Genomic DNA, 22,690 nt, shown 5'->3' with positions numbered 1-22,690 from the left:
CTGTTAGACGTCGCAAGGGAGAAACCTTCAGCTGCGCCGTTCCTCGATCACAGGCACGCGGAGCGCGACGACCATAGTGGCCTGGGCGTCCTCAAGTCCTGTATTTGCTATTTTATGGGATCGGTCGCCACGATAACGCAGGGTTTCGCCCATCTTGATGTCCCGGGTCTCCCCTTCGATCGTCACGCTGAGTGTGCCCTTAAGAACCGAAAGATGTTCTACGCACCCTTGCTGATGCGGTTCCGATTCAAGAGTCCCTCCAGGCTTAGCGTGAAAATCATAGACCTGGAACATTTCCACCAGGTCCAGTGCCCCGATGATGTGCAGGGTGCAAAGACCGTCTTCACTGGTCAGTGTTGGCACGCCCGCACGCGTCTGGTGTTGCAGAAAATTCTGCGGACTGTCGGTTTTGAGCACTTCGTCCAGGGTGATGTCGAGCGCCTTGGATAACCGCCAGACCGTACTAATGGTTGGATTGGTTTCGTTTCGTTCGATTTGCGAGATGATTGACTTTGCGACACCCGACTGTTCGGAAAGCTCTCCCAGCGACATGTTATAGGCCTTGCGCAGGCGTTGAATGGTTTTGCCAAGTCCAGGAGCGGCCTCATTCTCCGCGGTTTCTCCGGTGACGCGGCGGCGACGAACTGACATATGAATGGTCCCCGAAAGGCTGTTTGTTCAATGAAACGAGCATGACGCCGAGACCATGACGGCAGCCTTGGCGGCTACCGTCGGCGGCGGCATGCATGTCAATCGACACTGTTCGTAGCATCAAACGCCGTAGCGAAAAAAGGAACGAAGTGAGTGGCTGCTATTCTCCTGGTCGGACGAATGCGCCGAGTGGCTTCCTTTGCTTTCCATCGTCATCGAAATTTTCGTCGGCAAGCCAAGCCTGAAATCCCATGCGGATGTCCGGCCAATCGTCGTTCGTGATGGAAAACCAGGCCGTATCTCGATTCCGGCCCTTCACGATCATGTGCTTTCGAAAGATGCCCTCGAAACGGAAGCCATAGCGCTTGGCGGCAGCGCGCGACGGAGCGTTCAGACTATCGCACTTCCACTCGAACCTCCGACATCCGAGATCCTCGAAGGCGTGCTTCATCATCAGGAAGATCGCCTCCGTCGCAGCCCGTGTCTTCTGCAGCTGCGGCGTAAACCAGATGTGGCCAACCTCCAGCACCCCCAGTTCAGGACGAATGTTGAGATAGGTGGCCACGCCTTCGGCCTTCTGGGACCGTCGCGGCACGATTGCGTAGAATTTGGGATCTGTGCCGGCGGCCTGCGTTGAGAGCCAATGATAAAAGCTTGTGTAATCGGTCCACGGTCCGTACGGCAAATAGGTCCAGATTTCGCCATCCGGGTCGCTTTTTGCATCGAATCCTTCGAACAAGGGCATGGCGTGCCGTGAGGGGTCCAGCGGTTCGAGCGTGACGGTTCTTCCGAACAAAAGCCGATTGTCCGGCCGCTTTCCGGGCGGCAGCGGATCGACCTTCAGTCCCACAGGCTGGCGGGGACCTGGAATGTCGTCCGCTGCGGCACGTTTCGGCGTCGAGGCCGGCGCGGCTTTTGATCGGGTGCCTTCCGCTCGCTTTGCCCGAACGCCGTCCTTCTTTGGTGTCGAGGCCATGGTTCGTGCTCTCAAACGTCGATGCTTTCGCCGCTTGCCAGCACCTTCACCTTGCCGCCCTGCTCCCCGAGCGCGGACACGAAGCCCTCTGCCGACTGCACCAGCGGCGGGAAGGTCTTGTAATGGCATGGGAGGATCGTCGAGAAGTCGAAGAACTTCTTGCATGCGAGAGCCGCGACCTTGGGGCCCATGGTGAAGCGGTCGCCAATTGGCACGATGCCGATGTCTGGACGATGGATTTCGGCGATCAGAGCCATGTCGCTGAAGATGTCGGTGTCGCCCATATGATAGATGGTTTTGCCTTCTTTCGTGGTGATCACAAGACCGCACGGGTTACCAAGATAGATCGTTTCACCATTGGCGCCGCTGGTCGAGGAGGAGTGATCGGCCCTCACGAAGGTGACGTCGAAATCGCCGGCCGAGATCTTGCCGCCGGTATTTGCATATTCAGCTTTTTCCACGCCCTTGCTTTGCAGGAAGGCGGCAAGTTCGAAGACTGCGATCACCGTCGCACCGTTCGACTTCGCGATCTCCACTGTATCGCCCACATGATCGTCATGGCCATGGGTCAGAGCGATATGAGTGACGCCCTCGGTCGCGTCTTTCTTGTCGCCACCGAAGGCGGCCAAGAACGGATCAATCAGCAGCGCACTCGATCCCGTATCGATACGAAAGGCGGAATGCCCGAGCCAGGTGATTTTCATGTAAGGGTCCCGATCATCTGTGTGGCAATAGTGAGGTTCGTGCCAACGTAACGAATGCTTCGGCGTTTTCAATGAACAAGTCTACGCTGCCGGATCTGACGATTTTCGAACTCAATGCGATGTTGAAACCGGGCGAGCGTCTCATGGGCCTTGATCTCGGCACGAAAACCATTGGTGTCGCGATGTCGGATTCCACCCGATCCATTGCCACGGCACGCGAAACCGTTATCCGGCGCAAGTTCAGTCTGGATGTCGCACGACTGTTGGAAATCGCCGCCGAGGAGCCAGTAGGCGGCATCGTCCTGGGCATGCCCATCAACATGAACGGCACCGAAGGGCCCCGTGCCCAGTCGACTCGTGCCTTCAAGCGCAATCTTGGGCAGTTCACCTCGCTGCCGGTGCTGCTCTGGGATGAGCGCCTCTCGACGGCCGCAGCAAATCGCACGCTGCTGGAGGCCGATTCCAGTCGCGCCCGCCGCGCCCAGGTCATAGACAAGATCGCCGCAGCCTACATCCTTCAGGGGCTGCTCGACCGGCTGAAGGGTCTCTGACAAAGACAATTCACCGAAGGTGCTGATATCTCCATCAATGCGCTTGCTGATGGATGGGGCAATCTCTATAGATCCCCCTTTAATGACCCTTGCCCAAAACCGGCCAAAATCGATCCTTTCCCAACCTCATTTGTTGGGAGTGGAAGGTCTTTCTCCAAGCGAAGTCATGAGCTTACTTGATTTGGCTGATAATTACGTCGAGCTCAGCCGCCAGCGCGAGAAGAAGCAGTCCGTCCTCCGGGGCCGAACTCAGATCAATCTTTTCTTCGAGGCCTCCACCCGAACCCAAAGTTCGTTCGAGCTCGCGGGCAAGCGCTTGGGCGCAGATGTGATGAATATGTCCGTAAAGGGATCATCCGTCTCCAAGGGCGAGACGCTGCTCGACACGGCGATGACCCTCAACGCCATGCATCCGGACCTCCTTGTGGTCCGCCACGCGTCGGCCGGGGCGGTCGAGCTTCTGGCACAAAAGGTCGGTTGTGCTGTGATCAATGCCGGTGACGGCTCACATGAACACCCCACCCAGGCACTCCTCGACGCGCTGACCATCCGTCGCCGCAAGGGCCGCATCCAAGGCCTCAGGGTGGCGATCTGCGGCGATGTCCTGCATAGCCGCGTGGCCCGTTCCAACATGCTGCTGCTGCATATTCTCGGTGCTGATGTGCGCGTGATCGCCCCAAGCTCTCTGTTGCCGCATGCGGTTGAACGCTACGGGGTTCAGGTTTTCTCGCGGATGGAAGACGGGCTTGAGGGCTGCGACATCGTCATGATGCTGCGCTTGCAGCTCGAGCGCATGAACGGTGCATTCGTCCCCTCGGTCCGTGAGTATTACCGTTATTTCGGTCTCGATGAACACAAGCTCAGCCTGGCGAAGGCCGATGCGCTGGTGATGCATCCCGGGCCCATGAACCGCGGTGTCGAGATCGACAGCGCGGTTGCCGATGGGGTTCAAAGCGTGATCCGGGAGCAGGTGGAGATGGGTGTTGCCGTGCGGATGGCAGTGCTTGATGCCTTGGCCCGCAACCTCCCCGGGGGTGACAATTCATGATTCTGCCGGCCGGTCAGACGGTAGAGAATGGCGCCCGCGCCTATATCAACGCTCAAATTGTTGATCCGTCCACCGGTTACGAGGGACGCGGAGGCCTCATCACCGAAAATGGCGATGTCACAGCCTGTGGCCCGGACGTGACGGCCGATTCGGTAGGCGATCTTCGCCGTGTAGATTGCAGGGGCTTGACCCTTGTGCCTGGCCTCGTGGACATGCGCGTCTTCACCGGTGAGCCAGGGTCCGAACACCGCGAAACCCTTGCCTCGGCCTCGGAAGCGGCGGCGGCTGGCGGGGTTACGACCATCATCGTGATGCCCAATACCGAGCCGGTGATCGATGACGTCGCCCTGGTCGACTTCATCCTGCGTCGTGCTCGCGATACAGCCATCGTGCGGGTGGCCCCCATGGCAGCCCTGACCAAGGGGCTCAACGGCCAGCAGATGACCGAGATCGGTATGCTCCAGGAAGCTGGCGCCGTGGCGGTCACCGATGGCAACCGACCGGTCGTCAATGCTCGTGTCCTGCGCCGGGCCCTCTCATATGCCCGAGACTTCGATATGCTCGTGGTCCAGCATGTCGAAGAGCCTGAGCTCGCCGCCGGTGGTGTGATGAATGAGGGCGAGGTGGCAAGTCGTTTGGGCCTCTCCGGAATCCCGACTGCTGCCGAAGTCATCATGCTGGAACGCGATCTGCGATTGGTCGAACTCACCGGCGCACGCTATCATGCGGCCCAGGTTTCCTGCCGTGCTTCGCTCGACCTCATGCGCCGCGCCAAAGACAATGGACTTCCCGTGACCTGCGGGGTTTCGGCCAACCACTTGGTTCTGAATGAGCACGACATCGGCGCCTACCGCACGTTCTTCAAGCTGGCCCCTCCGCTGCGCTCTGAGGAAGACCGTGCAGCTTTGGTGGCGGGGGTTGCCGACGGCACAATCGACGTCATCGTCTCCGGCCATGACCCGCAGGAGCCTGACACCAAGCGACTTCCTTTTGCGGAATCTGAGTTTGGCGCCGTGGGGCTGGAGACCTTGCTGCCGTGTCTCATGGGGCTTGTGCACGCTGGGGCTGTTCCCTTCATTCGCCTCATCGAGGCGTTAAGTACCGGACCCTCAGCGATTCTCGGCATGGGCGTTGGCGGTCTTCGTCCCGGCGCACCAGCGGACTTCACCTTGATCGATCCGGAACGCTCCTGGCGGGTCGAGGCCAGTGGATTGCGATCGAAGTCGAAGAATTCTCCTTTTGAACATCGTGTTCTGGAGGGCTGCGTTATGGAGACTGTCGTTGCCGGCCACTCCGTTTATAGTCGCGACTCCGGTGCCGGAACCGCGTTATGAGCGCGGATTGGCCTCTCGACTTCTCCACGTCTCTTCTTCTGATGCTGCTCGGCTACGTCTTTGGCTCGGTGCCCTTTGGTTTGCTTGTCACCCGCATGGCGGGTCTCGGTGATATCCGCTCCATCGGCTCCGGCAATATCGGCACCACCAACGTTCTTCGGACCGGTTCCAAAAAGCTGGCGGCCCTGACCCTTGTCCTGGACGCTGCGAAGGGCACAATCCCGGTCTTGTTCGCCGCCCGCTGGGGACCTGCTGGTGCCGCCTTGGTGGGTGTGGCGGCATTGCTCGGACACCTTTTCCCCATCTGGCTGAATTTCAAGGGGGGCAAGGGCGTCGCGACCTTTCTCGGCATCATGTTCGGCTTTGCCTGGCCGTTGGGCCTGATTTTCATCGCGGCTTGGATCGCTGCGGCATTTCTCACGCGCTACTCATCCGTCGGGGGTATCTCTGCAACCGCATTGACAGCAGCGGCATGCGTCGCGTTTTATGGCGGCTGGCCCGCTACCGCGGCCGTCTTTATGGGGGTAATCGTCATCATCGCGCATCGCGAGAATATCGCAAGATTGGCGCGTGGTGAGGAAACCAAGATAAAATTCGGTCGCTGAGGCGGGATGATGGGGCGAGCATAAGCTTGCTCCTGGCGACCGGGGGGCCGTCATGACCGCAAAATGCTTGAGCCGCGCTGAGCGGATAGACTGGCTGCGTCTGATCAACAGCGAGAATGTTGGACCGGCGACCTTCCACGCCCTGCTGTCCCGCTACCATACGGTCGCGCGCGCAATCGAGCGTCTGCCAGAGCTCTCTGCGCGTGGCGGCCATCGAGGGACTTTGAGGATCTGCGCCAGGGAACGCGCTGAAGCCTATCTCCAGCGTGCTGAAGAGTTCGGCGCCCGAATGCTCGCCTGAAATGAACCCGATTATCCTCAGTTGCTCCTCCATATTGATGCCTTTCCCCCGGTGATTTTTGTGAAGGGCGAACTCAGCCTTCTGCAGCGGAGTACAGTCGCGATTGTCGGTTCGCGCGACGCTTCCGCGGTGGGCCGAACACTGGCTCGCCGTCTTGCGGCGGAACTCGGGCATTTCAACATCACCATCGTCTCAGGGCTAGCGCGCGGAATCGATACCGCGGCCCATGAGGCGAGCCTCGCGAGCGGGACCGTGGCGGTGCTCGCAGGTGGGATCGAGATTGTCTATCCCCCCGAAAATGCAGCCCTTGCCAGTGAGATCGCCATTCGTGGCATTTTGATCAGCGAGATGATGCCCGGCACCGTACCGCAGGCGAAGCACTTTCCTCGTCGCAATCGCTTGATCTCGGGCTTGAGTTTAGGGGTCTTGGTGGTGGAGGCGGCTGAGCGGTCCGGATCGTTGATCACGGCCCGCATGGCGTTGGAGCAAGGCCGGGAGATTTTCGCGGTTCCCGGATCGCCGCTCGATCCGCGAGCGGCCGGAACGAACAGGTTAATTCGCCATGGCGCCGCTCTTGTAACCTCCGCACGGGACGTAATGGAAATTCTCGAACCTATGGGGGGTCTCCCTCGCCAAAAAGGCTTTGCCGGCCATGACGAGGCCGCCTTTCCCCTGAGTGGCGCCCCTCAGGCCGGGCCGAGCGAGGTGGAAACAAACGAAGCTGATCGACGCCGGGTTCTATGCCTTTTGGGGCCCGCGCCGACCGACACGGACACTCTGTTGCGAGAGACCGGCTTGGATCCCGGGTCACTCTACGGTGTCCTTCTGGAGCTCGAACTGGCAGGTAGGATCACACGGTCGGGTCGGCAGCACATCGCTTTGACGGCGCTGGCCGATGCCTAGGCCTGGTGGAGGTTTGCCTGCTTCGTTGAGGCGAACCGCAGCTTCAGTGCCTCACAATGCGCCTCTTGGAATACCATCTCCAGCAGGTAGCCCAGAAATGGCTGATTCACCTCTGCAGACATGTCCCGCAAAGACAGAGCCATGTCGGCGATATATTCCACCACCGCGGCCTCGCTTGATCCTTTCGACTCAAAGGTCTGGTTGGATCGACGTCGAGCGACGGCGACCTCCTTGCTGCACTCCTGACGTGCCTTTCTGGTTTGGGGAATTGCCATCTCTCTCGGTGCTGTCATCTGTGCGCCTGCTTCCCGAATTCGCGTCTGATCCTGACGCAGGTTCTTAACGAGCGGACCCTACGCTCGCAATAGTTTAAATTGCAGGAAAAGCAATTTATACGTGCAAACTGGTTTGGAGCCCGAGCGGCCCTTGAACCGTGTCAGAACTGTCGTTTTAAGGGCCGAGCTTTATGGTCTCGAGTTATACCTCAGAAGGTGGCGGAGTCGTGTTCGCAAAGGCGCGAAAACATGCACCGTCTTGCCGTCGCCGGGCGGAGCCGCTATGAGCGGCCTAATCGCAGGACTTGCGCTTTGCTTGCATCGACGCCATTTCGCCTCCCGGGCAGTGCAGCATCGAATGCTCAATCAGGATCTTCATGACCGTCGTCGTCGTCGAATCACCGGCTAAGGCCAAGACCATCAACAAATACCTCGGCAGCAATTACACCGTGCTGGCGTCCTTCGGTCACGTGCGAGATCTGCCCGCCAAGGATGGCTCCGTTCTGCCTGACGATGATTTCTTGATGTCCTGGGAAATCGATGCGAAGTCAAAGAAGCGCATGGATGATATTGCCCGTGCTCTAAAGCCCGCGAGCAAGTTGATCCTCGCCACCGACCCCGATCGTGAAGGTGAGGCGATCTCCTGGCATGTGCTGGAAATTCTCCGCAACAAGGGAGCCCTGAAGGACAAGAGCATCGAGCGCGTCGCCTTTAATGCTGTAACCAAGTCGGCCATCCTCGAGGCAATCAGTAACCCGCGGGCGATCGACGACGATCTGGTGGAGGCCTATCTGGCCCGGCGTGCGCTTGACTATCTGGTAGGATTCACTCTCTCGCCGGTCCTATGGCGCAAGCTGCCGGGTGCCCGCTCTGCCGGGCGCGTGCAGTCAGTCTCCCTCCGCTTGGTGTGCGACAGGGAAATAGAGATCGAAGCTTTCAAGCGCCAGGAATACTGGACCATTGAAGCCGCGATGAAGACGGCCGCGGGGGCGCCTTTCGATGCCCGTCTGGTCGAGATCGCGGGCAAACGGCTCGACCGTCTGGAAATTGGTGAGGGCGATACGGCCAATCGGATCGTTTCGGCAATTCGGGACGGGGCCTACACGATTGAGAAAGTCGAGAGCAAGCCGGGCAAGCGTAATCCGCAGCCGCCGTTCATCACCTCAACCCTGCAGCAGGAGGCCTCCCGTAAGCTGGGGTTCTCTTCGAAGCACACCATGCAGCTCGCCCAGCGTCTCTACGAAGGCGTCGATCTCGGGGGCGAGACGGTCGGCTTGATCACCTATATGCGAACCGATGGCGTTCAGATGGCCGAAGAAGCAATCACTTCTGCCCGCAATGTCATCGCCGAAAATTTCGGCCGCGAATATGTCCCTGGCTCCCCGCGTCGCTACGTGACCAAGGCACGCAATGCCCAGGAGGCTCATGAGGCGATCAGGCCCACCGAACTCTCCCGTCTGCCCGAGCAGGTGCGGCGCGTCCTCGATGACGATTCTTATCGGCTGTATGAACTGGTCTGGAAACGCACCATCGCCAGCCAGATGGAGAGTGCCGAGATCGAGCGCACCACGGTCGACATTGCCACTGCTGGCACCGATGGGAGGCGCTACGTTTTGCGCGCGAACGGATCGGTCCTCCGCTTTGACGGCTTCCTGAGGCTCTATCAGGAGGGTCGCGATGACGAGGATGATGATGACGGCCGGCGCCTGCCCTCCATGGCTCAGGGCGAGCGGGCTGCTCTCGTCAAGCTCGAACCGATCCAGCATTTCACAGAACCGCCGCCGCGTTACACTGAGGCCTCGCTGATCCGCAGAATGGAAGAGCTGGGGATCGGGCGCCCCTCGACCTATACGGCCATTTTGACGACCCTGCGCGACCGCGGATACGTCAAGCTGGACAAGAAGCGCCTCATACCGGAGGACAAGGGCCGGCTGGTGACCGCGTTCCTCGAAGGGTTCTTTAAGCGCTACGTTGAATACGATTTTACCGCCAATCTAGAGGAACAGCTCGACCGCATTTCCAGCGGCGATATCGACTGGAAATCGGTACTGAGGGAGTTCTGGACGGATTTCATTGCCGCCGTCGAGAACATAAAGGATCTGCGGGTCTCCGAAGTGCTTGACGAGCTCAATGAGATCCTCGGACCCCATATCTTTCCGCAGTCGGCAGAGGGCGGCGACCCGCGCCAGTGTCCCAATTGCGGCAATGGCCGTCTGAGTCTGAAGACGGGCAAGTTCGGCGCCTTCATCGGCTGCTCCAACTATCCCGAATGTCGGTTCACCCGGCAGCTCGGCGAAAGCGATCGCGAGGCCTCCCCCGCGGCATCGCCTGAGGGACAGCTTTTGGGGGTGGATCCGGAGACCGGCCTGAATATTGCCTTGTTCGACGGCCGCTTCGGCCTCTACGTCCAGCTCGGCCAGCCCGAAGGCAAGGAGAAACCCAAGCGCGGCAGCATTCCTAAGGGAACGAGCATTGAGGATGTGAATTTGGAACTGGCGCTTCGCCTCCTGAGCCTCCCGCGCGAAATCGGTTTGCACCCGGAGACCCGGCAGCCCATCACCGCAAACTTTGGCCGTTTCGGTCCCTTCGTGAAGCATGAGAGCACTTATGCCAATCTTGAGAGCCCGGAGGATGTCTTTACGATTGGGATCAACCGGGCGGTCGATCTCCTTGCGGAGAAGCAGGCCCGTGGTGGTAAGCGTCCTGGAGCGGCGGTCATCAAGGAGTTGGGCGAACATCCGCAGGGTGGCGGTCCCCTTCAGGTGCTTAGCGGCCGCTACGGCCCCTATATCAAGTTCGGAAAAATCAATGCCACCCTGCCCCGCGGTATGGATCCAGAGAATTTAACTGTCCCGGAGGCCGTGGCCATTATCGACAAGAAGCAGGTATCCACGGGCGGAAAGCCTGCAGCCAAGCCCAAGGCTGCAGCGAAACCGAAAGCAGCGGCCAAATCGAAGTCAGCGGCCAAGCCCAAGGCTTCGGGCAAATCCAAGGGGACCCCGAAGGCTCCGGCCAAATCAGAGGCCAAAACGCCTCCAAAGCAGAAGGTTTCAGCGAAATAATCGACAAGCCAAAAAAACAGCGGAAAGCTCAGACCCCAGAGACGGTACGCAGTCTTCCAGGTGAGGCCCAAATACTGGAGTTTCTGAGCCAGCAGAAAGGACGTGTGGGCAAGCGCGAAATTGCCAGAGCCTTTGACATTAAAGGCGCACAGCGCATTGAGCTGAAGCGACTGCTGAAGGATATGACTGAGCGAGGCTTGGTTGGGCGCGAATCACGAAACTTGCAGTCTTCGGGTCGCCTCCCGCCGGTGACGGTGATTGAGGTGACCACAGTCGACGATGATGGCGATCTGATCGCTATGCCGGCGAACTGGGATGCGGACCGCGACGGGGCTGCACCTCTCATCACTATCCCCTTCAAGCCGACCAAGGAGCGGGGCGCTGAAAATCGACCACTTGGTCTCGGTGACAGGGCGCTGGCTCATATCGATGGGGGTCCGGGCAGTGAGAATGATGCCCCCTACTCCGCCCGTATTATCAAGAAGCTCGAAGGCGGTCCCAGTCGGGTGCTGGGTGTATTCCGTATTGCCCGGGGTCGCGGCATGCGTGTGCAGCCGGTCGAGAAGAAGAACGCGAGCGAACTCTCCGTCCTTCCTGGTGACGACATGGGGGCAAAGAGCGGCGAGCTCGTCTCCGTCGACATCGTCGGCGGCCGCGGCAGCCTGCGGCGAGCGCGGGTCCGGGAACGGCTGGGTGACATGTCGGACCAGCGCAACATCAGCTTGATCGCCATTCACCAGCATAATTTGCCTAACCGATTCCGCGAACGCACCTTAGCGGAAGTCGACTCCCTCGAGCCGTTCGATTCAAAGGGCCGTACAGACCTTCGCCACGTGCCTCTGATCACAATCGATCCCGTTGATGCCCGTGATCATGACGATGCTGTTTGGAGCGAGCCCGACGAAGATCCTGCCAATCCCGGCGGATTTCGCGTCATCGTCGCCATTGCCGATGTTGCGGCCTATGTTCGCCCGGGCTCGGCTCTCGACCGCGAAGCGCGTGACCGTGGCAATTCTGTCTATTTCCCCGATCGTGTCGTGCCCATGTTGCCGGAACGGCTCTCGGCCGATCTCTGCTCCCTGCGTGCTTATGAGGATCGCCCGGCTTTAGCCTGCACGATGGTCTTCGATGCCCAGGGGGAGAAGCGGTCCCATCGGTTTGACCGCGTGACCATGCGCTCGGCCTCCAAGCTTTCTTACGAGCAAGCCCAGGCCGCCATCGACGGTCGCCCCGATGACACTAGCGGACCACTGCTTGAGATCGTGTTGAAGCCGCTCTGGGCAGCCTACGCTGCCCTTTCAAAGGCGCGACGGCGGCGCGGTCCTTTGGAACTTGACCTTCCGGAGCGAAAGCTGGTCCTCGATGCCCATGGTCTGATCGAGCGCGTCGTGACCCCAGCGCGGCTTGACGCGCACAGGCTCATTGAGGAGATGATGATTCAGGCCAATGTGGCCGCTGCCGAGAGCCTGGAGAAGGCCAAGTTGCCCTTTATCTACCGCGTCCATGACGCCCCGTCGGTAGAGAAGCTCCAGGGGCTTGCTGAGTTTCTCTCCAGCATAAACATCCCCTTTGCCCGCGGCCAGGTCGTTAAACCGAAGCAGTTCAATCAAATCCTGGAGCGGGTTAAGGGTCGCGACGATGAGCACCTGGTCAATACGGTCGTGCTCCGTAGCCAGGCGCAGGCAATCTACACGCCGGAGAATCTCGGCCACTTTGGCCTGAACCTCAGGCGCTACGCTCATTTCACCTCGCCCATAAGGCGGTATGCGGATCTGATTGTTCACCGCGCCCTGATCACGGCTCATGGCTTCGGCAAGGATGGTCTGTCGCCCCAGGACATCGAACAGTTGGAAGAGACGGCGGAATTGATTTCTGCCGCCGAACGCCGTGCGATGGCCGCTGAGCGGGACACCGTGGACCGGCTCATCGCCTCGCATCTGGCGGACAAAGTGGGGGCGACTTTCTCGGGCCGTATCGGTGGCGTCACCCATGCTGGGCTCTTCGTCACTTTGGCCGAAAGCGGAGCAGACGGCTTCATTCCGGCGGCGACCATCGGAAAAGATTATTATGCGTATGACGAGACGCGGCACGCGCTGGTCGGACGGTCGACTGGCGAGACGTTTCAGTTGGGCGATGTCGTGGAAGTCCGGCTTGTGGAAGTTACCCCCGTCGCCGGCGGTTTGCGTTTCGAAATATTGAGTCACGGCCGGCCCGGAACACCGTTCGCCGGCGGTCGTCGCTCCAGCCTCCCCGGTGTAGGACGAGGAAAGTCCAGGTCGGGAGCGGGCGCGCGCTCCAGTGCCGCCGCTTCAAAGTCCAAGCGCCGTTCAAAAAAGGGCTAAAGGGCGCGAGTTGCAGTTGTTGCGTCATCCTGCCGCGCGGCGTGTGCTGATCTTAACGACGCGCTCCGATCATGGCCATGCTGCACCATGAGCTCCGAGACCCCTATGACTGCTTCTCGTCCGCGCGACCTCGGCATCTCCATGCTGCGCGGTAGCCTTCTCTGCTGTCCCGCCTGCGGGGCCCGTTCGCTCTTCGGCCGCTATCTCAAAGTTGCGGACAGCTGCTCGGCTTGCGGTGAAGAGCTGCATCATCACCAGGCGGATGATGCACCACCCTATTTCACAATCTTCATCGTCGGCCACATCCTAGTACCCCTGGTTCTCGTTGTGGAGCAGATCTGGTCACCGCCGCTCGCTATCCAGACCCCTATTTGGCTGTTCCTGACCCTAGCTTTGACCCTGACCTTGCTGCCTATGGTGAAGGGTGCCGTGGTGGGCCTGCAATGGGCCCTGCTCATGCATGGCTTCGAGACCGCCTCCAAGGCGCCTCTAGGGATACCGTCGAAGGCACTGCGGACGGATGACCCTGCGGTCGCCCCATTGAGTACTTGACAGCTCTTCCTGCGACAGGAATGAAAGCGTCCATGTCGACGCGCAAAGTCTCCGGGACCCCGGATCCCAGCTCAAGTCATTTGGAAGGCCGCTTCAAGGGCAATCGGAGCCTGAGGCCGAAGGATGCCGCCACGCTCATCGTTCTTCGAAACGATGGCGGTGAACGCAAGATCATGATGGGCAAGCGCCATGAGGCGCATAAGTTCATGCCCAATAAATTCGTTTTTCCCGGGGGAAGGTTGGATCCGGCGGATTGTCGGGTGCCGACTGTGCATGGTCTCCATCCTGCGGTCGAGGACCGTCTTATGGTGAAGATGCGAGGCCGGCCGACCCGCTCCCGAGCCCGCGGCCTGGCGATGGCCGCCGTGCGCGAGGCCTTCGAGGAGACGGGGCTGGTCATCGGCAAGCCGGCCGACAAGCATCACCGTACATCGGACAAAGCTTGGCAGGCCTTCTTCAGCACCGGCTATGCTCCCGACCTTTCCGGGTTACGCTATTTCGCTCGCGCGATCACACCGCCCGGTCGCACGCGGCGCTTTGATGCACGCTTCTTCGTGGTCGATGCGAGCTATGTCGCCAACATCGAGACGCCGCATGTGGTGAACACGGAAGAGTTGTTGGACCGCTATTGGTTCACTTTCGAGGAGGCCCATGCCCTCGACCTCCCTTGGATCACAAACGAAGTCCTCAAGATGCTGGGTCAGGCGCTGGGGGAGACAGGGCATATCGATCCCGCTCGTGGTGTTCCCTTTCAGCGCATGTCCGGTTCGAACTGGGTTTTTGAGACCCTGTAACGAGGGCGCTTTCCCTTGACATTCTGCACATCTCCGAGCGATAAGCAGCCAATGTGAGCGCGGGCGAGATCCGCGCTTCAACCATTTTGGAGTTGCCCCATGGCGAAGCCGACCACTTTGAAAATCAAGCTCGTCAGCACGGCGGGAACTGGTTTTTTCTACACCGCGAAGAAGAATTCACGCACCATGACGGAAAAGTTGGCGCTGAAGAAATACGATCCCGTCGCTCGGAAACATGTCGAGTTCAAAGAAGCGAAAATTAAGTAATCTTGCCCTGATCGCGACCATCTGAAGGGAAAGGCATCGCACAGTGCGGTGCCTTTTTGCTAAGATGGACCTATACGCTCGTGCCGTCACAATGACGCCGAAGCAATCAGCCATAATGGCTAAAAATAAGATCATTCCCCCACGGAGGCATTATATGTCCGCAGCCGAAGACTATCGTCACCAGATCACCAGCATTTCCTATCGCAACAAGGCCTTCATCAACGGCAAATATGTCGATGCCGCCTCAGGCAAGACTTTTGATTGCATCAGCCCCATTGATGGCCGGGTGCTGACGAAGGTTGCCGCCTGCGACAAGGAAGACGTTGATCGCGCGGTGAAGGCGGGCCGGGCCGCCTTCGAATCCGGCAAGTGGTCGAACATCGCACCGCGTAAGCGCAAGAAGATCCTGCAGAAATTCGCCGCGCTGGTGGAGCAGCACAAGGATGAGCTCGCTCTCCTTGAGACTCTTGATATGGGTAAGCCGATCAGCGAGTCGCTGAACTCGGATATGGGCGGTGTCGTGAACTGCATGGAGTGGTTCGCGGAATCCGTTGACAAGATCTATGACGAACTGGCTCCGCGGCGCCCAGACTCGGTTTCCATGATCACCCGCGAACCGCTGGGCATCGTCGCCGCGGTGGTGCCGTGGAACTTTCCGCTGATGATGGCCGCGTGGAAGTATTCCCCTGCCCTGGCGGCCGGAAATGCCGTGATTTTGAAGCCTGCGGAGCAATCGCCATTGACTGCTCTGCGCATCGCTGAGCTGGCATCGGAAGCAGGGATCCCCGATGGGATCTTCCAGGTCGTCCCTGGTTTTGGCGAGACTGCAGGCCAGGCCCTCGGCATGCACATGGACGTGGACATGGTGGCCTTCACGGGCTCGACTGAGGTCGGCAAGTACTTCCTGAAGTACTCCGGCGAGAGCAACATGAAGCACATCAGCCTGGAATGCGGGGGCAAGTCGCCAAATATTATCTTCGCTGACGTGCACGATCTCGACTACGCCGCCAAGGAGGCAGCAGCAGGCGTCTTCTACAATTCCGGTCAGGTCTGCACCGCTGCGACGCGTCTTCTCATCCAGCAAGATGTTCGCGACGCCTTCCTTGAGAAGGTCGCAAAATATTCCGAGGCCTGGGCCCCCGGCGATCCGCTCGACCCCAAAACGCTTATGGGTTCCATGGTCGACGAGAGCCAGATGTCTCGCGTGATGAGCTACATCGATGTTGGCCAGAAGGAAGGTGCCAAGGTTGCCGTTGGCGGCAAGCAGGCGCTCAGCGAGACGGGCGGCTTCTACGTTCAGCCCACGGTTTTCGAGGCCGTGAACAACAATATGCGCATTGCCCAGGAAGAGATTTTCGGGCCGGTGCTCTCCACAATCACCTTCAAGGACGAGGCGGAAGCGGTCGAGATCGCCAACAATTCGATCTATGGTCTGCAGGCCAACCTCTGGACCCGGGATGTGAAGAAGGCCCACAATGTGGCTCGCGCCTTGCGCGCCGGCACCGTGAATGTAAACGCTACAGACGGTGGTGACATCACCGCTCCCTTTGGCGGTTACAAGCAATCCGGCATCGGTCGCGACAAGTCTCTCCACGCCTTCGACAAATATACGCAGCTGAAGCACACCTACATTCATCTGCGCTAGAAGCTTGAGCGGGTTTGTCGCCGGGGGCCAATAATCGCCCCTGGCGGCGCCGCATGCTTCCCCAGTGACGCGGCCGCCTGCAGCTGCAGCTGTTCAGCGTTATTCGGCCGACTTGCCTTGCTAAGTGCTCTTTCCGGAACCGAAAGCGCTTTGCGGAGCTAAATCGTTGACTTGACGCGCGCTTAGAGGCCTGTCGCTTCGTCGACGCCGATCATGATGTTCAGATTTTGCACGGCCTGGCCCGACGCGCCTTTGCCGAGATTGTCGAGCAGGGCAACGAGCCGGGCTTGCCCGAGCTCCTCATTGCCGAACACGAACAGCTTCAGCCGGTTCGTGCCATTCAGCCTCTCTGGATCAAGCGACGACAGGGCCTCTGTCTCCTCTCGCGACGCGACCTCCACGAAGTAGCTGTCGCGATAAGCCCCCTCCAGAATGTCGCGGATCTCGTCCGGTCCCGTGGCACCGGGCAGAGCCCACAATTGCAACGGCACCTCGACGATCATGCCCTGCGCGAATCGCCCGACACTCGGCGCGAAAAGTGGGGGATGGTGCAGATCGCAATAGAGCTGCATCTCGGCGATGTGCTTGTGTCCAAGACCGAGCGCATAGATGCGGAAATTATCCGTCGTATGGTTCGAGGCGGCCGGGTCTTCGAAGGCCGCAATCAGGCTCTTGCCGCCGCCGCTGTAGCCGGAGACCGCATTGACCGTTACGGGCCATCCTTTGGGAACGATGCCATGTTCTACCAGCGGCCGGAGAAGAGCGATCGCTCCAGTCGGGTAACACCCAGGATTGGTGACGCGCTGGGCTGCCGCAATGGCCCGATGCTGGCCCGGCGCCATCTCCGGAAAGCCGTAGACCCACCCCTGGGCCGTGCGATAGGCGGTCGACGCATCGATCACACGGACATGATCCCGTGCAATCAGAGAGACCGCCTCACGTGCCGCCTCATCCGGGAGGCAGAGAATGACGATATCTGACTCGTTGATTGCTTCTCGCCGTGCCGATTCGTCTTTTCGGGCCGGGCCCTCGAGCCGGATCATCTCGAGATCGGTTCTGCTGTCGAGGCGCGAGCGAATCTGCAATCCCGTCGTTCCTGCTTCTCCGTCGATGAAAATTTTCGTGCTCATGACTGGCCTCGCATCGATGAATGGGCAGCGACCAACTGAGCCTGCCCGCGACCTGCAATTCTACTCCACTCCTACGACTGAAGTGGGATCTAGCGGCCTCGACCACAAACGAAAAGGACCGGATCGATGATCCGGTCCTTCTTGAAAAGTCCGAAAGTAGCCGATCAACGCTTCGAGAACTGGAAGCTCCGGCGCGCCTTTGCCTTGCCGTACTTCTTCCGCTCGACGACGCGTGGATCCCGGGTCAGGAAGCCGTGCTTCTTGAGCGCCGGGCGAAGTTCCGGCTCGTAATAGGTCAGCGCCCGGGACAAGCCATGGCGCACGGCGCCCGCCTGACCGGAAAGCCCGCCGCCCACAACGGTGCAGACGATGTCGTACTGATCCTTGCGGCCTGCCGCTTCCAGCGGCTGACGCAACACCATGCGCAATGCCGGGCGTGCAAAGTAAGTCTCCACGTCACGGCCATTCACCGTGATCTTGCCGGGTCCGGGCTTTATCCAAACGCGCGCGATGGCGTTCTTGCGGCGACCGGTAGCATAAGCCCGGCCTTGGGCATCGATCTTTGGCTCCGGCAGCGCATTGGCATCCTGCTCGAGGCCCATGGCGGCGCCCAGCTGCTCGAGTGATTGAGTCTCGGCCATTGGCGTCATCCCTTCTTCGTGTTCTTGGCGTTCATGGCCGCGACATCGAGCGCCTCAGGCTGTTGTGCCTCGTGCGGATGTTCTGCGCCGGCATAGACGCGCAAATTCTTCAACTGATGACGGGTCAGCGGGCCGCCCGGCATCATGCGTTGGATGGCGAGCCGGATCACCCGGTCGGGAAAGCGGCCGTCGAGGATCTGATGCGCCTTGCGCTCCTTGATTCCTCCGGGAAAGCCCGTATGCCAGTAATAGGTCTTTGCCTGGCGCTTATTGCCAGTGAGGACGACTTTTTCTGCATTGACGATGACGACATTGTCACCGCAATCGATGTGGGGCGTGAAGATCGGCTTGTGCTTGCCGCGCAGGCGGTTCGCTACGATCGCTGCAAGGCGCCCGACGATGAGGCCCTCCGCATCGATCAGAATCCACTTCTTCTCGACCTCCGCGGTTTTCGCAGAGAAGGTTTTCATGAAGTTTCACCCATGTGGATGTGCATTGTAACGCGTGGCGGCGGCAGCGAATTAACCTGGTCGCGACAGCCGAGCTCGCGCTGTGTCTAGCGCAACGTTTACGTTCGGTCAAGCGGAGAAGCCTCGGAAGGCCAGGCGAAATCAATGCTTTAAGAGAAGGGTATTCTATTACCTCTATTGCGCTGTATCCATGTAATAGGTGCATTCTGCATGGGCGACGAGCCTGCCGTCTTTATCCTCTAGCTGTATGGCGCCCACCGACAGAGTCTTGCCGTGCTTCAACAGCCGGACATCCGCTACCAGGTCGCCGGATGCAGGTTTGCGTAGGAAACTGATAGTGAGGTTGGTCGTCACCGCGAGTCTTGCGCTTTCACCGTGCAGTGCAAGCAGCAAGACATAAACCCCGAGATCAGCCAGATGCATCATCGTCGGTCCCGAGATCGTTCCTCCGGGCCGCAACTGGCTCTCATGAGCGTGAAGTCGCACTCTTGTGTGATCGGCTGTCAGCACCTCGATCCGATAGGTCCAGCCATTGTTAAAAGCCTGCGGAAAGTCAATACGCAGGAAAGCCAGGATGTTCTCTGGACCCCACTTCAGTCTTCGTTCTCGTAGCGACATTCACCCTCCACGGAAATATCATCACCTGCACAACCCAAGTCTTTGCGTCCGAGGGCTGCCTCACTTATGTTTCCTTCGGACCGTCCTGAAGGGAGGGTTCGGTGCCCAGACCGTCGCCGGAGTGTCGACCTCATGATTTCGCGTAATATCGCCGCCGCTGTGCTGAGCTTTAGCCTCTGTGCGGTGATGCCGGCAAGCATGGCCTATGCACAAGCACCTTTGGTGACCGAGGAGGGAACGGACTACGGCGATATTGCACCACTCGTGCAGGTCGACCTCGATCCTGACGTGGCCTTGCGTGCCGTTGATGTCTATTTGACGCTTCGCGATACGATCGGAACGGACCAGCTGGAAGCTCTGTCGGAACAGTCGAGTGACGAGAGTCTGACCACCTTGGTACCGGAGATGAAGGGCATATTGGAGAAATATGGCTTTGCCGATGAGGACGCTTGGCTTGAGGTCCTGCAAAGCGTGATTTTGGCATATGAGGCCTTGCAAGACGACAGTTTGGAGCAGGCCAAGCAGTCATTGGCGGAAATCCAGGCTGACACGAGTATGTCACCCGAACAGAAGGGGCGCGCCGAAGCCATGCTGCGCTCCATGATCCCCTCCGATACAAACATGGAAGTCATTCGTAAGATGATGCGTGACCCGACCGTGGGTGCAAAGCTCGCCCAGGTCTTGGAGGAAATGTAGCGGATGAGTGCGGCTGAGAGAATCCAGTCTTCAGATACCGCTGGGGACCTTGAACAGGATCTGCAATCGGGCGTCCTGCGAGTAGTCATGAACCGGCCGGAGCGTCGCAATAGTCTCTCCGAAAGAATGATAGAGGCCCTTCAGTCTGCTTTAGATCAAGCCTCCAGCAATCCGGCTGTGCGGGTCGTCATCTTAGCTGCGAAGGGCCCTGCTTTTTGCGCCGGCCATGACTTAAAGGAGGTTCTGGCACACCGCGCCGACGCCGATGCCGGTAAGGCTTATTTCACTTGGCTCATGAATTCCTGCTCCCGCATGATGCAATCCATCACCGCGTGTCCGAAACCCGTGATTGCCGAAGTCCACGGCGTAGCGACGGCGGCAGGCTGCCAGCTGGTCGCCAGCTGTGATTTGGCACTGGCCGCAGAGACCGCTCAGTTCGCGACGCCCGGCGTCAATATTGGTCTCTTCTGTTCGACCCCGATGATCCCCCTCTCCCGTAACGTGGCGCCGAAGCATGCGATGGAGATGTTGCTGACCGGCGACATGATTTCAGCCAATGACGCTGCGCGTATCGGTCTGATCAATCGGGTGACGGCGCCTGACGACCTGACTCGCGAGACCAGAGACTTGGCCTCTAGGATCGCCTCCAAATCCATGGCAACGATCGGTCTCGGCAAGGCCGCCTTCTACCAGCAGCGTATCCTCCCATTGGCAGAGGCCTATGCCTATGGTTCGCATATAATGGTCGAGAATATGGGCTTCTCTGATGCTGGGGAAGGCATCGGTGCCTTCGTTGCCAAACGTCCGGCCCGCTGGACCGATAGCTAGGGCTATGAACCACGATCATTATTCCGAAGATTACCTCCGCGGCATCCTCACGGCGGTGAAGACGATTGCGCTCGTGGGCGCCAGCAGCAATCCGGTGCGGCCATCGTATTTCGTCCTGAAATACATGATCGAGAAGGGTTACGACGTCGTGCCCGTTAATCCTCGCGAATCAGTGGGTGAAATCCTCGGCCGTCCCCTTTTTGCAAGCCTCCAGGAAGTGCCGCATCGGGTGGACATGGTCGACATATTCCGAAATTCCTCTGCAGCTGAGTCTGTTGTCGACGACGCGATTGCTCACGGAGCCAAAGTTGTCTGGATGCAATTGGGTGTTCGCAACGACGAGGCTGCGCTGCGCGCCGAGGCTTCAGGGCTCAAAGTTGTAATGAATCGGTGCCCTAAAATGGAATATGCCAAACTCTGTGGCGAATGGAGCTGGGTCGGCGGTAATCCGGGCCGCATCTCCACGAAGCGCCCAACTCTTTCGGGCAACCGGGTCCAAAGCCTATCGATTACTGCCCGAAAAGGTTATTGACGCGCACAGTGTGTTGGGCCAATGGAAGCAACTAAATGACATACCATCTATTGGCCCAGCATTTATGATGCCTCAATGACAAGTGATCCTCTTTCTCTACGCGGAAGACTCGGCTCACAGGTTTGGCAGACCGCCAGGCAGTGGCGGCGTTCCGTGGATCGCCGCCTTCACCCGTTTGGCCTGACTGAGGCGACATGGCTGCCGCTGCTCAAGTTGTCGCGCGCCGCCGCACCCCTTCGTCAGAAGGATCTTGCCTCTGCCCTATGCCTTGACAGTTCTTCCGTGGTCCGCCTGCTTGACTCCCTTGAGGCGGCAGGCCTCGTCATCCGGCAGGAGGAGGATGGTGATCGGCGGGCCAAAGTGATCATGCTGACGGAACAGGGTCGAAGCACGGTAGATCAGGTCGAAGCCGTGGCCCGCGAAGTCAGGGACGAAGCACTGCTCGGCCTCTCCGACGCCGACGTTGTTACCGCTCTCCACGTTCTTGACCACGTCCATAGTCGGCTCGCGGCTTCTGAGCCAGGATCGACGGATGGCGACTGAGACCATCGAGGTTCAAAAGGAGCCAATGGATTCTCGAGCCGTCATCCATGCGCCCTTGTGGATCCTAGCCCTCGTGACCTTCAGCGGCACCTTGGCGATGCATATTTTCGTTCCCGCCCTGCCCTATGCCGGCGCCGACCTCACTGCCTCCAGTGGCACGATGCAGCTCACCATCAGCGTCTATATTCTGGGTCTCGCCGCAGGGCAGTTGATCTATGGACCACTGTCGGATCGCTTCGGACGCCGCCGCACGCTCATGGCCGGTCTGGTCATCTACTCTCTGTCCGGACTTGCGGCGGCTCTATCACCTGACGTGGACAGTTTGATCATCGCGCGCTTGTTCCAAGCGCTGGGAGGATGCTCCGGAATGGTGCTTGGTCGCGCCATGGTGCGCGATACCGCCAGTGCTCAGGATGCCTCCCGCCGCCTCGCGATGATGAACTTGATCGTTATGATCGGCCCTGGTGCGGCTCCCATCATCGGCAGCCTGCTTGCCTCCGCCCTGGGCTGGCGCTCGATCTTTTTCTTCTTATGCGCTTTCGGCGTATTCAGTATCCTATTCTGCCTCCGTCTTCTTCCCGAGACCAGCACATCTGGAAACAACGCGGACTTCCGAACTTTGGCTCGCAATTACGCGGCGCTCGTGAAATCCCCAGCCTTTCTCGGATTTGCAATCGGCGGCGGCTGCGCCACGACCTCACTTTACGCGTTTATCGCAGCCGCGCCCTTCATCTTCGAGGATCATCTTCACCAGACCGCTCGGCAGGTCGGCGTGTATCTGGCAATTCTCATCTCCGGTGTCTGGCTCGGCAGCGCGATCATGAGCCGCCTCGTCACCCGAAGTTCCATCAAGCAACTCCTGATCGGATCCAGCTTGATCAGCCTGTCCGCGGCAGCTGTCTATCTCTGCATTGTGTTAGCAGGGGGGCTGTCGGTGATCGCAGCGGTGGCCTCGATCTTCGTCTTCAGTGTCGGCGCAGGAATCGCCTCTCCCGTTGCCTTGACCGAGGCGATCAGCGTCAATGCGAAGGTGATCGGTTCTGCTTCAGGCCTCTATGGCTTCACGCAGATGATGATCGCGGCGCTCTGTACCGCTTTGGTCGGGCTTGGCCGCGACCCCTCGATTTCGGCAGGAATTGTTCTCGTGGGTGCCGCTCTGGTCGGGCAGTTGGCTTTCTGGTTTGCGCTTCGATGGAAACGCCTCGGCGGTGCGGCTTGAAGT

25 protein-coding genes and 1 pseudogene are annotated in these 22,690 nt (G+C 59.4%); 18 read left to right on the top strand and 8 right to left on the bottom strand.

Going from position 1 to position 22,690, the window contains the following annotated elements; genetic code table 11:
• Window positions 1-27: 27 nt before the first annotated feature.
• The 3 genes from FKM97_RS16705 to FKM97_RS16695 all read right to left on the bottom strand — a co-directional run bounded on the left by FKM97_RS16705 (window position 28) and on the right by FKM97_RS16695 (window position 2,331).
• Window positions 28-651: a helix-turn-helix domain-containing protein gene (locus FKM97_RS16705; RefSeq protein ID WP_144293567.1), complete on the bottom strand. Its 624-nt coding sequence runs from the start codon at window positions 649-651 to the stop codon at window positions 28-30.
• A gap of 160 nt (window positions 652-811) precedes the next feature.
• On the bottom strand, window positions 812-1,627 hold the full coding sequence (locus tag FKM97_RS16700) for a GNAT family N-acetyltransferase (protein ID WP_144293566.1): 816 nt from the start codon (window positions 1,625-1,627) through the stop codon (window positions 812-814).
• Between the two features lie 11 nt (window positions 1,628-1,638).
• Window positions 1,639-2,331, bottom strand: coding sequence for a metal-dependent hydrolase (locus FKM97_RS16695; RefSeq protein WP_144293565.1), 693 nt, complete (start codon window positions 2,329-2,331; stop codon window positions 1,639-1,641).
• A gap of 71 nt (window positions 2,332-2,402) precedes the next feature.
• Between FKM97_RS16695 and ruvX the strand changes: the two genes are divergently transcribed.
• The 7 genes and pseudogenes from ruvX to FKM97_RS27055 all read left to right on the top strand — a co-directional run bounded on the left by ruvX (window position 2,403) and on the right by FKM97_RS27055 (window position 7,073).
• Complete coding sequence (gene ruvX, locus FKM97_RS16690) at window positions 2,403-2,882, top strand: Holliday junction resolvase RuvX (RefSeq protein WP_144293564.1); 480 nt, start codon at window positions 2,403-2,405, stop codon at window positions 2,880-2,882.
• A gap of 82 nt (window positions 2,883-2,964) precedes the next feature.
• Entirely contained in the window at window positions 2,965-3,930 is a 966-nt protein-coding gene (locus tag FKM97_RS16685; RefSeq protein ID WP_144293563.1) for an aspartate carbamoyltransferase catalytic subunit, read from the top strand.
• Window positions 3,927-5,264 (top strand): dihydroorotase, encoded by a 1,338-nt coding sequence (gene pyrC, locus FKM97_RS16680; protein ID WP_144293562.1) that lies wholly within the window; start codon window positions 3,927-3,929, stop codon window positions 5,262-5,264. The genes FKM97_RS16685 and pyrC overlap by 4 nt, the downstream gene beginning before the upstream one ends.
• A complete protein-coding gene (gene plsY, locus FKM97_RS16675) occupies window positions 5,261-5,869 on the top strand; it encodes a glycerol-3-phosphate 1-O-acyltransferase PlsY (RefSeq protein ID WP_144293561.1) in 609 nt (202 codons plus the stop codon). Before pyrC ends, plsY begins: the two co-directional genes overlap by 4 nt.
• Window positions 5,870-5,921: 52 nt before the next feature.
• Window positions 5,922-6,170 carry a hypothetical protein gene (locus FKM97_RS27065; protein WP_342783559.1) on the top strand — a complete coding sequence of 83 codons (249 nt, stop codon included), beginning with the start codon at window positions 5,922-5,924 and terminating at the stop codon, window positions 6,168-6,170.
• Window positions 6,171-6,185: 15 nt separating this feature from the next.
• Window positions 6,186-6,767 (top strand): annotated as a pseudogene (gene dprA, locus FKM97_RS27060) (DNA-processing protein DprA); the annotation flags it as partial.
• Window positions 6,768-7,073, top strand: coding sequence for a DprA-like winged helix domain-containing protein (locus tag FKM97_RS27055; RefSeq protein ID WP_342783561.1), 306 nt, complete (start codon window positions 6,768-6,770; stop codon window positions 7,071-7,073).
• Here FKM97_RS27055 and FKM97_RS16665 read toward each other — a convergent pair.
• Window positions 7,070-7,366, bottom strand: a complete 297-nt coding sequence (locus FKM97_RS16665) for a hypothetical protein (RefSeq protein WP_144293560.1) — start codon at window positions 7,364-7,366, stop codon at window positions 7,070-7,072. The two genes, FKM97_RS27055 and FKM97_RS16665, sit on opposite strands and share 4 nt — an antisense overlap.
• A 359-nt stretch (window positions 7,367-7,725) precedes the next feature.
• On the opposite strand from FKM97_RS16665, the gene topA reads away from it, so the two are divergent.
• The 6 genes from topA (at window position 7,726) to FKM97_RS16635 (ending at window position 16,010) form a co-directional block, all read left to right on the top strand.
• Window positions 7,726-10,410, top strand: coding sequence for a type I DNA topoisomerase (gene topA / locus FKM97_RS16660; protein WP_144293559.1), 2,685 nt, complete (start codon window positions 7,726-7,728; stop codon window positions 10,408-10,410).
• Window positions 10,410-12,752 (top strand): ribonuclease R, encoded by a 2,343-nt coding sequence (gene rnr, locus FKM97_RS16655; protein ID WP_144293558.1) that lies wholly within the window; start codon window positions 10,410-10,412, stop codon window positions 12,750-12,752. Before topA ends, rnr begins: the two co-directional genes overlap by 1 nt.
• Before the next feature lie 105 nt (window positions 12,753-12,857).
• Window positions 12,858-13,304 (top strand): DUF983 domain-containing protein, encoded by a 447-nt coding sequence (locus tag FKM97_RS16650; protein WP_246105123.1) that lies wholly within the window; start codon window positions 12,858-12,860, stop codon window positions 13,302-13,304.
• Window positions 13,305-13,336: 32 nt separating this feature from the next.
• Window positions 13,337-14,098 carry an NUDIX hydrolase gene (locus FKM97_RS16645; protein ID WP_170240961.1) on the top strand — a complete coding sequence of 254 codons (762 nt, stop codon included), beginning with the start codon at window positions 13,337-13,339 and terminating at the stop codon, window positions 14,096-14,098.
• Between the two features lie 99 nt (window positions 14,099-14,197).
• A complete protein-coding gene (gene rpmG / locus FKM97_RS16640; protein WP_144293556.1) occupies window positions 14,198-14,365 on the top strand; it encodes a 50S ribosomal protein L33 in 168 nt (55 codons plus the stop codon).
• A 154-nt stretch (window positions 14,366-14,519) separates the two neighbouring features.
• A complete protein-coding gene (locus FKM97_RS16635; RefSeq protein ID WP_144293555.1) occupies window positions 14,520-16,010 on the top strand; it encodes an aldehyde dehydrogenase in 1,491 nt (496 codons plus the stop codon).
• A gap of 182 nt (window positions 16,011-16,192) precedes the next feature.
• On the opposite strand, the gene argC is transcribed toward FKM97_RS16635, so the two are convergent.
• The 4 genes from argC to FKM97_RS16615 form a co-directional block, all read right to left on the bottom strand.
• On the bottom strand, window positions 16,193-17,140 hold the full coding sequence (gene argC / locus FKM97_RS16630; protein ID WP_144293554.1) for an N-acetyl-gamma-glutamyl-phosphate reductase: 948 nt from the start codon (window positions 17,138-17,140) through the stop codon (window positions 16,193-16,195).
• Between the two features lie 164 nt (window positions 17,141-17,304).
• The gene (rpsI, locus tag FKM97_RS16625) at window positions 17,305-17,781 is read right to left on the bottom strand and encodes a 30S ribosomal protein S9 (RefSeq protein ID WP_144293553.1); all 477 of its coding nucleotides are present in this window, start codon (window positions 17,779-17,781) and stop codon (window positions 17,305-17,307) included.
• A gap of 5 nt (window positions 17,782-17,786) precedes the next feature.
• The gene (rplM, locus tag FKM97_RS16620) at window positions 17,787-18,251 is read right to left on the bottom strand and encodes a 50S ribosomal protein L13 (RefSeq protein ID WP_144293552.1); all 465 of its coding nucleotides are present in this window, start codon (window positions 18,249-18,251) and stop codon (window positions 17,787-17,789) included.
• Window positions 18,252-18,425: 174 nt separating this feature from the next.
• Complete coding sequence (locus tag FKM97_RS16615; RefSeq protein ID WP_144293551.1) at window positions 18,426-18,869, bottom strand: PaaI family thioesterase; 444 nt, start codon at window positions 18,867-18,869, stop codon at window positions 18,426-18,428.
• A 132-nt stretch (window positions 18,870-19,001) separates the two neighbouring features.
• On the opposite strand from FKM97_RS16615, the gene FKM97_RS16610 reads away from it, so the two are divergent.
• The 5 genes from FKM97_RS16610 to FKM97_RS16590 all read left to right on the top strand — a co-directional run bounded on the left by FKM97_RS16610 (window position 19,002) and on the right by FKM97_RS16590 (window position 22,687).
• A complete protein-coding gene (locus FKM97_RS16610; RefSeq protein ID WP_144293550.1) occupies window positions 19,002-19,565 on the top strand; it encodes a hypothetical protein in 564 nt (187 codons plus the stop codon).
• 3 nt (window positions 19,566-19,568) lie between these two features.
• Window positions 19,569-20,393, top strand: coding sequence for an enoyl-CoA hydratase (locus FKM97_RS16605; protein ID WP_144293549.1), 825 nt, complete (start codon window positions 19,569-19,571; stop codon window positions 20,391-20,393).
• 4 nt (window positions 20,394-20,397) lie between these two features.
• A complete protein-coding gene (locus FKM97_RS16600) occupies window positions 20,398-20,925 on the top strand; it encodes a CoA-binding protein (protein ID WP_144293548.1) in 528 nt (175 codons plus the stop codon).
• Between the two features lie 75 nt (window positions 20,926-21,000).
• A complete protein-coding gene (locus FKM97_RS16595) occupies window positions 21,001-21,468 on the top strand; it encodes a MarR family winged helix-turn-helix transcriptional regulator (RefSeq protein WP_144293547.1) in 468 nt (155 codons plus the stop codon).
• The gene (locus FKM97_RS16590) at window positions 21,458-22,687 is read left to right on the top strand and encodes a multidrug effflux MFS transporter (protein ID WP_246105122.1); all 1,230 of its coding nucleotides are present in this window, start codon (window positions 21,458-21,460) and stop codon (window positions 22,685-22,687) included. The genes FKM97_RS16595 and FKM97_RS16590 overlap by 11 nt, the downstream gene beginning before the upstream one ends.
• The last annotated feature ends 3 nt before the right edge of the window (window positions 22,688-22,690 follow it).

Origin of the sequence: Rhodoligotrophos appendicifer (assembly GCF_007474605.1) — a bacterium.
GTDB lineage: Bacteria > Pseudomonadota > Alphaproteobacteria > Rhizobiales > Im1 > Rhodoligotrophos > Rhodoligotrophos appendicifer.
The sequence above is the reverse complement of the archived record's forward strand: the minus strand, read 5'-3'. Positions and strand labels throughout refer to the sequence as shown.

Excerpts from the sequence above, each read along its gene's own strand:
- FKM97_RS16705 (WP_144293567.1), bottom strand. The coding sequence starts at position 651 with ATGTCAGTTCGTCGCCGCCGCGTCACCGGAGAAACCGCGGAGAATGAG.
- FKM97_RS16700 (WP_144293566.1), bottom strand. The coding sequence starts at position 1,627 with ATGGCCTCGACACCAAAGAAGGACGGCGTTCGGGCAAAGCGAGCGGAA.
- FKM97_RS16695 (WP_144293565.1), bottom strand. The coding sequence starts at position 2,331 with ATGAAAATCACCTGGCTCGGGCATTCCGCCTTTCGTATCGATACGGGA.
- ruvX (WP_144293564.1), top strand. The coding sequence starts at position 2,403 with ATGAACAAGTCTACGCTGCCGGATCTGACGATTTTCGAACTCAATGCG.
- FKM97_RS16685 (WP_144293563.1), top strand. The coding sequence starts at position 2,965 with ATGACCCTTGCCCAAAACCGGCCAAAATCGATCCTTTCCCAACCTCAT.
- pyrC (WP_144293562.1), top strand. The coding sequence starts at position 3,927 with ATGATTCTGCCGGCCGGTCAGACGGTAGAGAATGGCGCCCGCGCCTAT.
- plsY (WP_144293561.1), top strand. The coding sequence starts at position 5,261 with ATGAGCGCGGATTGGCCTCTCGACTTCTCCACGTCTCTTCTTCTGATG.
- FKM97_RS27065 (WP_342783559.1), top strand. The coding sequence starts at position 5,922 with ATGACCGCAAAATGCTTGAGCCGCGCTGAGCGGATAGACTGGCTGCGT.
- FKM97_RS27055 (WP_342783561.1), top strand. The coding sequence starts at position 6,768 with ATGGAAATTCTCGAACCTATGGGGGGTCTCCCTCGCCAAAAAGGCTTT.
- FKM97_RS16665 (WP_144293560.1), bottom strand. The coding sequence starts at position 7,366 with ATGACAGCACCGAGAGAGATGGCAATTCCCCAAACCAGAAAGGCACGT.
- topA (WP_144293559.1), top strand. The coding sequence starts at position 7,726 with ATGACCGTCGTCGTCGTCGAATCACCGGCTAAGGCCAAGACCATCAAC.
- FKM97_RS16650 (WP_246105123.1), top strand. The coding sequence starts at position 12,858 with ATGACTGCTTCTCGTCCGCGCGACCTCGGCATCTCCATGCTGCGCGGT.
- FKM97_RS16645 (WP_170240961.1), top strand. The coding sequence starts at position 13,337 with ATGTCGACGCGCAAAGTCTCCGGGACCCCGGATCCCAGCTCAAGTCAT.
- rpmG (WP_144293556.1), top strand. The coding sequence starts at position 14,198 with ATGGCGAAGCCGACCACTTTGAAAATCAAGCTCGTCAGCACGGCGGGA.
- FKM97_RS16635 (WP_144293555.1), top strand. The coding sequence starts at position 14,520 with ATGTCCGCAGCCGAAGACTATCGTCACCAGATCACCAGCATTTCCTAT.
- argC (WP_144293554.1), bottom strand. The coding sequence starts at position 17,140 with ATGAGCACGAAAATTTTCATCGACGGAGAAGCAGGAACGACGGGATTG.
- rpsI (WP_144293553.1), bottom strand. The coding sequence starts at position 17,781 with ATGGCCGAGACTCAATCACTCGAGCAGCTGGGCGCCGCCATGGGCCTC.
- rplM (WP_144293552.1), bottom strand. The coding sequence starts at position 18,251 with ATGAAAACCTTCTCTGCGAAAACCGCGGAGGTCGAGAAGAAGTGGATT.
- FKM97_RS16615 (WP_144293551.1), bottom strand. The coding sequence starts at position 18,869 with ATGTCGCTACGAGAACGAAGACTGAAGTGGGGTCCAGAGAACATCCTG.
- FKM97_RS16610 (WP_144293550.1), top strand. The coding sequence starts at position 19,002 with ATGATTTCGCGTAATATCGCCGCCGCTGTGCTGAGCTTTAGCCTCTGT.
- FKM97_RS16605 (WP_144293549.1), top strand. The coding sequence starts at position 19,569 with ATGAGTGCGGCTGAGAGAATCCAGTCTTCAGATACCGCTGGGGACCTT.
- FKM97_RS16600 (WP_144293548.1), top strand. The coding sequence starts at position 20,398 with ATGAACCACGATCATTATTCCGAAGATTACCTCCGCGGCATCCTCACG.
- FKM97_RS16595 (WP_144293547.1), top strand. The coding sequence starts at position 21,001 with ATGACAAGTGATCCTCTTTCTCTACGCGGAAGACTCGGCTCACAGGTT.
- FKM97_RS16590 (WP_246105122.1), top strand. The coding sequence starts at position 21,458 with ATGGCGACTGAGACCATCGAGGTTCAAAAGGAGCCAATGGATTCTCGA.